Consider the following 11,801-nt stretch of genomic DNA (forward strand, 5'->3'; position numbering starts at 1 on the left):
CGGAAGGTCTGCGAGCAGGTGCCGTGGTGGCGGTAAAAGGCCCCGACCGTGGCAAAGGCCGACGACCGGCCGGCCTTGACCTCCTCATATTCCCTGATCAGGAAACGCCACTTCTGAACATAGTTCCGTTCAATCGTCCGGTCATAGCTGTTGTCGCGCATGGGTCGCTCCTTTCCGCAATCCCATCAGCGAATATCTGAACTTGCACAATTGCGAGTGAGCGAAGCGAGCGCGGCAATCCAGGGGCCACGCGCTCCGAGCAAGCGGCTTCTGGATCGCCGCGTCGGCCTTACGGCCTCCTCGCGATGACGCCGAAAAGCACGGTCTTTGAAAGTGGCGCACTCCCGGTCGCCCCACCCTCCGTCGTCACCCCGGCCTCCGAGCCGGGGCCTATTGCCCCTGTCTGCACGGTATGCGGTCTGTTGCCGGAACGAGGCATTGGCGTGGGTGTTGGTCACGTCAAGACCCGCAACGGGCTACCGCTCCGATGCGGGCAATGGGTCCCGGCTCTCCGCTTCGCTCCGGCCGGGATGACGGGAGAGGGTGTGGCTGCACGGAGGCGTTCCGCCCGCGCCGCTCTGGATCGCTTCGCTGTCGCTCGCGATGACGGAGCAGTCTTGGACCCCTCCGCTGACGCACCCCGCGGCCGCCTATTCGTCGGCGCTGCGGGCGATGGTGCGGATGAGGATGGCGAATTCGGTGTCGTCCCAGGCCGCCGGGCCGACCAGCCGGGCGAACTCCCGGCCTTTCTTGTCAATCAGCACCGTATAGGGCAGGCGGTCTTCGCCGAAGGCGGCGACGACCTCCTTGGCCGGGGCCGCCAGCAGCGGCAGGCCGGCAATCCCGTTGGCGGCAAAGAACTGCTCGGCCGCGGCCACTCCCTCGCGGTCGACGGCGATGGGCAGGACCTTGACGTCCTCGCCCTCAAGAAAGCCCTGCAGCCGGGCCAGTCCGGGCATTTCCTTGCGGCAGGGCGCGCACCAGGTGGCCCAGACATTGACGACGAGCACCTTGCCGCGGAAGTCGGAAAGCCGCGTCGTGCCGCCCTCGCCCGTCGCAAGCGTGAGATCGGCGACAGGCGTTCGCGGATCGATCGTCTTCAGCCGGTCGAGCGGCCGCGCCAACTGTTCGGCCGAGGCGACGGTCAGCGTCAGGACGAGGATCGCAGCGACGAGGGCAAGGCGCATCAGCACGCCCGCCGAGGGCGTCGGCGGAGGACCTGGATGGGAAACGCTCAATTGACTGTCGTCTTGGAGATGATTTCGCGGATCCGTTCGGCGATCTGCTCCGACGTCATGCCGTAGCCGAAGCGGGTGATCAGCTTGCCGTCGGGGCCGACGAAGGCGATCGAGGCCGAGTGGTCGACGAGGTAATCCTTCGGACGTTCCGGGTCGATCTCACCGATCTCGTATTTCACGTTATAGGCGGCGACCATGGAGTCGATGAACGGCTTCGGCCCGGTCAGGCCGATGATCCGCTCGTCGAACATGCTGATGTACTGGCGCATGACGTCCGGCGTGTCGCGCTCCGGATCGACCGTGACGAAGATCGCCTTCAGCCGGTCGGCGTCGTCACCCAGTTCCTCAAGCGCCATGGCGACGGTCTGAAGGCTCGTCGGGCAGACGTCGGGACAGGAGGTGTAGCCGAAATAGATCAGCGCGAAGGAGCCGAGCATGTCCTGATCTGTGAACATGCGGCCTTGCGTGTCCGTCATGACAAAGGCGCGGCGCTCCGGCGCCTTCTCGGTCTTGTCCGCCTCGCGGACGACGACCGTTGCGGCGTGCGCCCGTCCGGCCGGCAGCACGGCCATTGCGGCAAGAAGCGCGGCACCGGCAATCAGGCCCACTGTTGCAAGACGCCTTCGATAATCGGCCATCGGCGTTCTCCTTTCTTCATCGCATGACGCGGAAGCGGCGCTCACTTGGAGCCGCCCCCGACCAGAACCTCGTAGTCGTCGGAGCGCAGCTCGCCGTCGACATAACCGGCCGAACAGATGCTCTCGCGGACCATGCCGACCACGGTCTTGCCCTCATAGGTGACGCGGCAGGCATAGGTCGGCGGGCCGTAGCCCTCGTTCAGCTCCAGCGCGCCGGCCGGCACCTCCTCGCCCTCCGGCTTTTGCCAGTGGGCGCCGTCGGGTGCCGTGATCAGCGTCAGGAAGATGCTGTAGGGCCGGCTCATGCCGTCGCCGCCGACCTGGCAGAGCCAGTTGTCGAGATAGCCGATCAGGACGTCGCGGTAATTGTGCACCCGGCAGATACGGACCGGCGCCGTGCCTTCCGGCGCTGCGGAAAATGCGTCCTTCAGGAACTCCTCTCCGCGTACGGCGCGCCAGACATAGTCGCCGGTGGATTTGGGAGATTCCCAAGACGCACCGGCCGGAGCGGCGGCGGCCGACATGACGAGTGCGGCAAGGAGCGCGCCGGCGAGGTGGCGGGCGCGGCGGCGGGATCGGGTCTTTCTCATTCCTGCAATTCGGCCTTCAGGGTTTCGGTGATCTTTTCCGCAGGCGTGCGGTGGGTGAAATGGGTCACATACCGGCCCTTGCGGTCCATAAGATAGATCAAGGACGAGTGATCGACAGGATAGAATTCCGGGTCTTCCGATTTCACGATCGTGTAGGACGCATGATAGGCGGCCACGGCGCCGTCGATCTCCTCGCGCGTGCCGGTCAGGCCAATGATGTTGTCGTGGAAGGCGGCGGTGAACTCGGCGAGTATTTGCGGCGAATCGCGATCCGGATCGACCGAGATGAAGACCGCCCGCACCTCGTCCGCCATCTCCTTCGGCAGGCCCTCGAAGGCTTCGGCCACCGTCACCAGCGCCGTCGGGCAGATGTCCGGACAATGGGTGTAGCCGAAGAAGACGAGGAGGTAGCGGCCGGCGAAATCGGTCTCGCTCACGACCTTGCCGGTCTCGTCGGTGAGCCGGAACGGGCCGCCGATATCCGGCGCCTGCGGATGATCATCGAGGCCGAGGCCAAGTCCGACGAAGACGGCAACGATGGTCACGGCAAGGGCGCCGACGACCATGAGGCCGATATTCCTGGTTCGAGCCCGCATCGCATGCCTCTTTTTTGTTGCTTTTGAACGGGTCGGGGTCCCGGGGCGAACGCATCGCCGACCCGGAATATATTCAGTTTCTTCTACTCCGGTTTTCCCCTCGCGTCATTGATTGACAGCAAAAACGGCCCGGCAAGCCGGCCCTGGGGATCGACAGCAAAAACGGCCCGGCAAGCCGGCCCTGGGGATCGACAGCAAAAACGGGCCGACAAGCCGGCCCTGGGGATCGACAGCAAAAAACGGGCCGGCGCGCGAACGATCTCCGGACACGGGGCATGCGATCCGGAGAGATCTGGACGGTGCGGCGCGCCGGCCCTCGGGGCCATCAGAACCCCAGAAGGCCGGTCCTTGCCCAATGCACGGTGACGGCGTCGAGGGTCGCTACATGGCCGACGAACCAGACGGGAAGCTCGTCTTCCAGGAAGGCGCGGACCGCACGCCGATTGCCCATGGCATTGTCGGCAATGGCGGCATCGATCCGGTCCAGCACCTTGTCGTGGTCGCCGCGATGGAAGACGGCGGCGGGAAAGGCGGTTTCGGCCATCATCACGTCTTCCTGCTCGAAATGCTCCACGAGGTGCCGGCGCAGGCGCGCCAGTGCTGTGCCGAGCCTTGCGTCGTCGGCGGTGCTGGCCTCGTCGATCAGCACCTCGAAGGCGGCATGGTCGGCATCGATGATCGCATCCCCGGTCGATATGGCGATCGACCCGGCCATCGACGACGGGGGCTTTGCGATCATGATCCCGGTCTCCCTGAAAGCCGCGGCGCCTGGGACGGCGCCCTCGGTCATGAAAATCCTTCAGCCACGATCTGCGCACCTTGATCAAAGTCAAGGGATTGTGGACCGCACTCCGTTGAAATGGCAACCGGTGCGGCCAGGCCCGGCAACAGGTGAGGGTGCGCCGCAACCGCCGGCGCATTGCGACCGGCCGCGGCGACGATTACCCTGCCGCCTTTCCCTGGAGCCGCCCCTGCCCATGCCGGACGAGACCGCCCCCCTTCGGACCGATGCGCTGCCGATCGTCTTTCGCGGCGGCTTCCGCGTCTTCTTCCTGCTCGCCGGCCTGTTTGCACTGGCCGCGATCGGCGCTTGGCTCGCCTGGCTCGCGATCCACGCTCTGAACGGCATGGTGCCGGAGCCGACGATTGCGGTGGCGCCGCATCTCTGGCACGGCCACGAGATGCTGTTCGGCTATGCCGGGGCAACGCTCGCCGGCTTCCTGACCACCGCCGTGCCGAGCTGGACCGGCCAGCCGGGCACGAAGCCGAGGACGCTGCTGCTGCTGTCCGGCCTGTGGCTCGCCGGGCGCATCGCCGTCTGGTTCTCCGCCCTGGTGCCGGCCGCTATCGTCGCCGGGATCGATCTTCTGTTCTTCCCGGCCCTCACCCTCTGGCTGGCGATGATGCTTGCGCACGATCCAAAGCCGCGCAACCTGCTCTTCCTGGTACTGACCACGGGCCTGTTTCTCGCCAACCTCATGGTGCACCTGGAATGGACCGGCCTTGCCGACAGCGGCGCCGAACTCGGCATCCGCGCCGGGATCGCGCTCATCTCCGTCAAGATCGCCATCGTCGGCGGACGGGTGACGCCGGCCTTCACCCGCAATTCCCTTATCCGCGCCGGCAAGGGCGACCGGCTGCCGGTGGTCACGCCCCGGCTCGGGCAGGCCGCGATCACCGCCGGTCTCCTCTTTGCGCTCCTGATCGCGCTGGACGCGCCGCCGCTTTGGAGCGGGATCGCGGCCGCGGCCGCCGCCGCCTTCAATGCCGGGCGGCTTGCCGGCTGGCGCGGGACACGGGCGCTCCACGACCCGCTGACCTGGAGCCTGCACCTTGCCTTCCTCTTGCTGGTTGTCGGCTATGGAGCGATCGCCGCATCGCTCCTCTTCGATGCCGTCGACGAGATCGCCGCCTGGCACTTCCTCGGCATCGGCGCGCTCGGGCTGATGTCGCTGGCGATCATGACGCGGATCGCGCTCGGCCATACCGGGCGGCAGCTCGCGGCGGCGCCGGTCATCGCCCTTGCCTATGTCGCCATCGCGCTGGCCGCCGTCACCCGGACCTTCGGGCCTGCCGTGCTGCCGGACGACTACTACACGCCGATCTTCGTCGCCGGGGGCCTGTGGATGTTCGGCTTCGCGCTCTTTGCCCTGATCTACTTCCCGATCCTGACCCGGCCGCGGGTTCTACCGGCCACGGCTCACGCCCAGCACAATTCGCCCTGAACACATCCAACGTCACGAATGGTGGCGCTGGCGGACGGTCGCCCGTTCCTCGTCGACCAGGCGGCGCAGGGTGTCGATGTCGGCAATCTCGGCCTTGTTGCTGGCAATCCGGACGCCGTAGTCGCGCAGGCGCTGGAACGCCCGCGACAGGCTCTCCGGCTTCATGCCGAGACGGCCGGCAATCAACGCCTTGTCGTAAGGAAGCACGATGGTGCGCCGGCCCGCCGCGTCGCGGTCCTTGCACAGGCCGACGAGGAATTCGGCAACGCGCTGGGCGCCGGTCTGCGCCTTCAGCGCCTCGATCTGCTGCACCAGCGTGTGCAGATGCAGCGAGGTCGAGGCAAGCAGGGCAAAGCCGATCTCCGGCTCGGCCCGGACCCGGTCGAACAGGCGCGCCACCGGAATGTAGAGGAGACGCCCGTCGGTGACCGCCTCCGCCGAGACCGGATAGACCCCGCCGGTGAACGCCGCCGCCTCTGCAAAGCTCTGGCCGTCTGTGAAGACGTGGACGACGGCCTCGTCGCCCGCCGGCGTCATTCGATAGAGCTTGACCCAGCCTTCCAGGACGACGAAGAGCGCCTCGGCCGGATCGCCCTGGAGGAAGAGGGTTTCGCCGCGCGATATGGTCTTCGTCACGCCATCGCTCAGGATCGCCTCGAACTGCGCCTTGGAAATGCCGCTGAAGAGCGGCGTTTTCCGTATCAGCGCATAGTCGGCTTCGCTGATGCCCCTGGCCATGTCGACTGCCCCTGCCTGTCGGCGCCGCGTTTTTCCCGATCGCCGGCGCCACGATATACACCTCGCCGGCAAATGTCTCGGTCGGGGGCGCAGCGGCAGGGCGGCACACCAAGACCTTGCCACATTGTTCGGGCCGTTTATATCGAAGGCAACGGAACCGCGGGGGACAATCCCCCCTGCCCCAGCTTTGCGAGAGGTCCCGCATGCGCATCCTGTTTCGCCGTTTTCTTGCCCCGGCCGCCGGGCTCCTCTTGATGGCCGGCGGAGCGTCGCCCGCCTTCGCCGATGCCGGCACGGATTTCCTTGCCGCGATCAGCGGTGCCTGGCAGGGGCGCGGCACCGCGCAGACCAAAGTGGAGTCCGAGCCGGAGGCGATCATCTGCCGGATCGAGAGCACGCTTTCCGACAGCGGCCGCAAGATCTCCAATTCCGGTGCCTGCGCCGGGGCGCAAGGAAAGGCCAAGATCGCCGGGCAGCTTTCGTACAATCCCGACACACGGCTCTTTACCGGCCGGTTCATTTCCACCGGCGACGGCGACGGCACCGCCACCTCCAGCGGTGCGCTCGTCGGCGAGACGCTGCAATTGAAGACCGTGCGCTACGACACCCGCCAGAACGTCACTTCGCGAGGCGTCGTGACGATCGCGCCCGAGGGCAACGGATTCACCATCGAGGCGGTGGAAACGGATGTCGCCACCGGACAGAGCTTTTCCTCGCTGAAGGTGTCGTTCTCCCGGTAACGGGATTGTCAGGGGCCTGCGACAGTTTGCGCCTTCCGGACGCCTTGCGTCCCGAACCGGCGGATTTTCCGCATTTCTGTATACATCGCCGCCGGCATGTCCGGCTCGGCCGTCGGCGCGCTTGACCTTGGTCAAAGCCAACAGTTTGGAACTTTTCCAACATGATTGCGGAGACGGAAAAGGCGAAAGCTGGATGCCGCTTCGTCGGGCAAACTGCCCCACAACGGCAACCGGGATGGCTTTCATAAATTCGAATGTGTTAAATTAAGGAAGGCATTCCTTAGGCCAGGCACGCTAGAACCGGCCGGAACAGGGTGTCCTTTGAGGGGCAGGACAGGACAGGCACATGAAATACAACGAGATCTTTGAGAGCGCGGTCGATGCGCTGAAGGACGAAAAGCGGTATCGGGTGTTCGCCGAACTGGAGCGCATCGCCGGCCGCTTTCCCCGCGCCATCTGGCACAACGGCGTCGACCAGCGCGAGATCACCGTGTGGTGCTCGAACGACTATCTCGGCATGGGCCAGCACGGGCACGTGACGGATGCCATGCGCAACACGGTCGGGCGGATGGGCGCCGGCGCCGGCGGCACCCGCAACATCTCCGGCACCAACCATCCGCTGGTCGCGCTGGAGCACGAGCTCGCCGACCTGCACCACAAGGAAGCCGCGCTCGTCTTCACCTCCGGTTTCGTCTCCAACGAGGCCGCGATCTCGACCATCGCCCGGCTCTTACCGGACTGCCTGATCCTCTCCGACCAGCTCAACCACGCCTCCATGATCGAGGGCGTGAGGCGTTCCGGCGCCCAAAAGAAGATCTTCCGGCACAACGACATGGACTATCTGGAAGCGCTCCTTAAGGAGGCCGGCAGCGAGCGCGCCAAGCTGATCGTTTTTGAGTCCGTCTATTCCATGGACGGCGACGTCGGGCCGATCGAGCGCATCTGCGATCTCGCCGACACATACGGCGCCATGACCTATATCGACGAGGTCCATGCCGTCGGCATGTACGGGCCGCGCGGCGGCGGCATTGCCGAGCGCGAGGGCCTGATGGACCGCATCGACGTCATCGAGGGCACGCTCGCCAAGGCGTTCGGCGTGCTCGGCGGCTACATCACCTCCAGCGAGGCGGTGGTCGACGCCGTGCGCTCCTATGCGCCGGGCTTCATCTTCACCACCGCGCTGCCGCCGGGCCTGTGCGCCGCGGCGACGGCGTCGATCCGGCACCTGAAGGCCTCCTCGGCGGAACGCGAGGGCCAGCAGCGCCAGGCGCAGCGGACCAAGGACGTGCTGAAAGCCGCCGGCCTGCCGGTGATGCCGTCGGAGACCCATATCGTGCCGGTGCTGGTCGCCGATCCGGAAAAATGCAAGCGGGCGAGCGACTTGCTTCTGGAAAAGCACGACATCTACATCCAGCCGATCAACTACCCGACCGTCCCGCGCGGCACGGAGCGGCTCCGGATCACACCGACGCCGTTCCACGACGACGCGCTCATCGAGCACCTGAAGGACTCGCTCTGCGCGGTCTGGGACGAACTCGGGCTGGTGCGCGAGACGCCGGCGAGCGCCCAGCCGACCAGGCGCAAGATGGAAATCTTCCCGGCGGCCGGGGGCTGATCGCAGGCCGACATTCCCCGCTTGCAGATGCGTACGGCGCGGTCCTTCCGGGGCCGCGCCGATTTTTTCTAGGGTGCGCTTGGGGCCGGACTCCGATGGCCGTCATTGCGAGTGAGCGAAGCGAGCGCGGCAATCCAGGACTGCACGCTCCGAGCAAGCTGCTCTGGATCGCCACGTCGCCTTCGGCTCCTCGCGATGACGGCCGTGATACCTTGGCGTCCCATTTGGCGCCCCGCGTCCGGAAGCGGAGCAGGGCCCCTGCCCTCACCCGTTACTTCCGCCGGTCCTCTTCCGGCAGGTCGTCGTCCTGGAGGATGCGCCAGGCGGCGCCGTCGAGGTCGTCGAACTGGCCGGAGCGCAGCGCCCAGAGGAAACCGAAGAGCGCGATCAGGCTGAGCATGAGGGCGATCGGGATCAGGTAGATAAGGACGTGCATGGTCTGTCCTTCCAGTAACGGGCCGCAGCCGCGCGGTGACGCGCCGCCGGGCCATTGAGTGTTCGGGCCGCGCCTTGCCCCGGCGTGGCGCGGAGCGCCTCACGCCTCCTTTGCCGGCACCGGGCAGGCAACGGGCCGCTGGGGCTCGAAATCGCGGGTGCCGTCATTGCCGAACCTTAGCCGCAGCGCGTTGGTGGTGACGACGATCGAGGAGAACGACATGGCGAGCGCGGCAAGGAGCGGCGTGACGAAGCCGGCAACGGCGAACGGCACGGCGACCATGTTGTAGAGCGCGGCCGCGCCGAGGTTCTGGTTCATGACCCGGCGGGCGCGGCGCGACAGCTCCAAAGCGGCCGCGACGGGTTCCAGCCGATCGCCGAGGAAGACGCTGTCGGCGGCGGCCTGGCTCAGATGCACCGCGGTGACCGGCGACATGGAGACATGGGCGGCGGCAAGCGCCGGGGCATCGTTGAGACCGTCGCCGACCATCAGCACCGTGCGGCCGGCGGCCTTCAACTCTTCCAGCCGGGCGATCTTGCCGGCCGGATCGAGCCCGCCGCGGCGGGTCGCGATCGCCAGCCGGTCGGCGACGTCGGTGACGGCCGCGTCGCGGTCGCCGGAAAGGATTTCGAGCTGATAGCCGGCCTTGCGCAGCCTGGCGACCGTCGTCGTGGCATCGGCCCGCAGGGTCTGTTCCAGGGCAAAGAGGTGGGCGTCGTCGTCGCCTTCGCGGTAGGCGATGACGGAGGCGGCGGGATGGGCCCTCAGGAAGGCGTCGAGCTGCCTTTCCGGGACGTCGCAAAAGCGCGGGCTGCCGAGCCGGTGGGTCGTGCCGCCCTCCTCCGCCTCGACGCCGGCGCCGGCGACCTCGCGGGCAGCCTCGAGCGGCCGTTCGGCGCCCGCGGCGCGGGACAGGGCGGTGGCCAGCGGGTGGCGGCTCGACAGCGCCAGCCGGCCGGCCATGGCGAAGACCTTCGGCGGATGGGTCCCGCCATTGACGATGGCCGGCACCGGCAGGGTCAGCGTGCCGGTCTTGTCGAAGACGATGGTGTCGGCGGCGGCAAGGCGCTCCAGCGTGTCGCCGGAATGGAGCAACACGCCGCGCTTGAAGAGGACGCCACTGGCAACGACCTGGACCGCCGGAATGGCAAGCGCGAGCGCGCAGGGGCAGGTGATGATGAGGACGGAGATCGCGATCACCAGCGAGGGCTGCCAGCCGATGCCGATGGCCCACCAGCCAAGGAAGGTGAGGAGCGCGGCGCCATGGACCAGCGGCGCGTAAAGGGCGGCGGCGCGGTCGGCTAGCCGCACATAGCGGGATTTGGCCTGGGCGGCGGCCTCGATCAGCTTGGTGACCTCGTCGAGCAGCGTGCCGGAGGCGGCCGCGGTGACCCTGACATCCAGCGCGCCGGAGCCGTTGAGCGTGCCGGCATAGACCCGGTCGCCCTTCTTGATCGCGGCAAGCGCCGTCTCGCCGGTGACGAGGCTCTGGTCGATCTCCGAGGTGCCGGAAATGACGACGCCGTCGACGCCAACCCGCTCGCCGGCGCGCACCAGCACCACGTCGCCCGGATCGATGCGCGAGACCGGCACCTCGCGGAGCGTGCCGTCGGCGGCGCGGCGGATCGCGGTCTCGGACCGGAGCGTTGCCAGGTTCTCGGCAAAGGAGCGGGTGCGCCGGCGCATGTTCTGGTCGAGGAAGCGGCCGATCAACAGGAAGAAGAGGAGCATGATCGCGGAATCGAAATAGGCGTCCTCCGCGCCCTGGAAGGTCTGCAGGACGGAGAGCCCGAGCGCCAGCATGACGCCGAGGGTGATCGGCACGTCCATGTTGAGGTTGCCGGCGCGAAGGGCCCGGAACGCGCTGGCATAGAACGGCCGGCCGGCATAGGCGGCGGCGGGCAGCGCGATCACCGCGGAAATCCAGTGGAAGAAGTCACGGGTCTCCGGCGTGATGTCGGAGGCATTGCCGGACCACACCGAGATCGACAGCAGCATGATGTTCATGGCGGCAAAGCCGGTCACCGCCAGGCAGCGCAGCAGCAGCTTGGAGTGGGCGTCCTCCTCCTCGCTGATGCGGCCGGGATCGAACGGGTGTGCGCGGTAGCCGAGGCGCTCGATCATGGTGACGATGGCGTCGGCGTCGGTCTTTTCCGTCTGCCATTCGACGGCAAGGCGGTGGGTGGTGAGGTTGAGGCGGGCGTGGGTGACGCCGTCAAGCCGCATCAGGCCGCGCTCGATGGTCGGCATGCAGGCGGCGCAATGGACGCCTTCCACGGCCAGATCCATATGCACGACGCCCTCGCGCACCGGCGTGGCAAAGGCCGACCATTCCCGAAAATGCGTGTTCATGGCGCGTCTCTCACCAGGGCTTCACGCCCGGACCTGCGGCGGCAAGCGTGCGCCTCGCGCCGCGTGCGGTCAAGGCTGGTAGACGACCCGGTTGCGCGAGCGGAAGACCCGCTCGCCGTCCTCGTTGGCCTCGACGATGATGTCCCACTGGCCCGGCTCGACATCGGCGACCGTCGCCTCGTAGGTGCCGGGAACCGTCTCCTCCATGGCGAAGGTGATGTCGTCGGAGCGCATGACGGGGCGCGAGAACCGCCCGGTGAAGGCGAGATCCTGCAGCGCCTGGCCGAACTTGTCGCGCGCGGTCACCTTGACGGCGACGGTGCCGTCGGCGGTGCGGTTCGCAGCGACTTCCATCTTCCAGCCGCGCGCCTCCTGCTGGTGGGCGACGGCCAGTTCCTCGTTGAAGACCTGGCCGGCCTCGTAGGAGCTTGGAACCTCAAGGCCGCTCCAGCTCGTCAGGGCGAAATAGAGCAGCGCGAAATTGGCAATCAGCATGACGCCGAAAAAGGCGATCAGGCTGATCAGAACATGGCGCCCGGTGAACGGTTTGCGTCCGGTTGCCTCCATTTGCCTCTACTCCGTTCTTGAAAGTCGTCGCCGGCGGGCCCGGAACCGCTCCGGCCGCCGGCGCGG

Annotated in this window: 12 protein-coding genes; 3 read left to right on the plus strand and 9 right to left on the minus strand. The window is 67.1% G+C overall.

Annotated elements, in window-relative coordinates; translation table 11 throughout:
* Positions 1-650: 650 nt before the first annotated feature.
* From CH339_RS22850 to CH339_RS24875, 5 genes are all read right to left on the minus strand, one after another.
* On the minus strand, positions 651-1,238 hold the full coding sequence (locus CH339_RS22850) for a TlpA family protein disulfide reductase (protein ID WP_146610284.1): 588 nt from the start codon (positions 1,236-1,238) through the stop codon (positions 651-653).
* Positions 1,235-1,876 (minus strand): SCO family protein, encoded by a 642-nt coding sequence (locus CH339_RS22855; RefSeq protein WP_111436723.1) that lies wholly within the window; start codon positions 1,874-1,876, stop codon positions 1,235-1,237. The genes CH339_RS22850 and CH339_RS22855 overlap by 4 nt, the downstream gene beginning before the upstream one ends.
* Before the next feature lie 41 nt (positions 1,877-1,917).
* Positions 1,918-2,466 (minus strand): DM9 repeat-containing protein, encoded by a 549-nt coding sequence (locus CH339_RS22860; RefSeq protein WP_111436724.1) that lies wholly within the window; start codon positions 2,464-2,466, stop codon positions 1,918-1,920.
* A complete protein-coding gene (locus CH339_RS22865; RefSeq protein WP_111436725.1) occupies positions 2,463-3,062 on the minus strand; it encodes an SCO family protein in 600 nt (199 codons plus the stop codon). Before CH339_RS22865 ends, CH339_RS22860 begins: the two co-directional genes overlap by 4 nt.
* A gap of 325 nt (positions 3,063-3,387) precedes the next feature.
* Positions 3,388-3,801, minus strand: a complete 414-nt coding sequence (locus tag CH339_RS24875; protein ID WP_170138630.1) for a bacteriohemerythrin — start codon at positions 3,799-3,801, stop codon at positions 3,388-3,390.
* A gap of 238 nt (positions 3,802-4,039) precedes the next feature.
* Here CH339_RS24875 and CH339_RS24880 point away from each other — a divergent pair, with 238 nt between their 5' ends.
* Positions 4,040-5,287 (plus strand): NnrS family protein, encoded by a 1,248-nt coding sequence (locus CH339_RS24880; protein WP_170138631.1) that lies wholly within the window; start codon positions 4,040-4,042, stop codon positions 5,285-5,287.
* 12 nt (positions 5,288-5,299) lie between these two features.
* Here the strand turns inward: CH339_RS24880 and CH339_RS22875 are convergent, their stop codons facing one another.
* The gene (locus CH339_RS22875) at positions 5,300-6,025 is read right to left on the minus strand and encodes a Crp/Fnr family transcriptional regulator (RefSeq protein WP_111436727.1); all 726 of its coding nucleotides are present in this window, start codon (positions 6,023-6,025) and stop codon (positions 5,300-5,302) included.
* A 203-nt stretch (positions 6,026-6,228) separates the two neighbouring features.
* Between CH339_RS22875 and CH339_RS22880 the strand changes: the two genes are divergently transcribed.
* Positions 6,229-6,765, plus strand: coding sequence for a hypothetical protein (locus tag CH339_RS22880; protein WP_111436728.1), 537 nt, complete (start codon positions 6,229-6,231; stop codon positions 6,763-6,765).
* A gap of 346 nt (positions 6,766-7,111) precedes the next feature.
* Entirely contained in the window at positions 7,112-8,380 is a 1,269-nt protein-coding gene (gene hemA, locus CH339_RS22885; protein ID WP_111436729.1) for a 5-aminolevulinate synthase, read from the plus strand.
* Positions 8,381-8,651: 271 nt separating this feature from the next.
* Here the strand turns inward: hemA and ccoS are convergent, their stop codons facing one another.
* The 3 genes from ccoS to CH339_RS22900 form a co-directional block, all read right to left on the minus strand.
* Complete coding sequence (gene ccoS, locus CH339_RS22890; RefSeq protein ID WP_111436730.1) at positions 8,652-8,816, minus strand: cbb3-type cytochrome oxidase assembly protein CcoS; 165 nt, start codon at positions 8,814-8,816, stop codon at positions 8,652-8,654.
* A gap of 99 nt (positions 8,817-8,915) precedes the next feature.
* The gene (locus CH339_RS22895) at positions 8,916-11,168 is read right to left on the minus strand and encodes a heavy metal translocating P-type ATPase (protein ID WP_111436731.1); all 2,253 of its coding nucleotides are present in this window, start codon (positions 11,166-11,168) and stop codon (positions 8,916-8,918) included.
* Between the two features lie 69 nt (positions 11,169-11,237).
* Positions 11,238-11,735, minus strand: coding sequence for a FixH family protein (locus CH339_RS22900; RefSeq protein WP_111436732.1), 498 nt, complete (start codon positions 11,733-11,735; stop codon positions 11,238-11,240).
* Positions 11,736-11,801 lie beyond the last annotated feature (66 nt).

The sequence above is a fragment of the Rhodobium orientis genome (assembly GCF_003258835.1).
GTDB classification, from domain to species: Bacteria; Pseudomonadota; Alphaproteobacteria; order Rhizobiales; family Rhodobiaceae; genus Rhodobium; species Rhodobium orientis.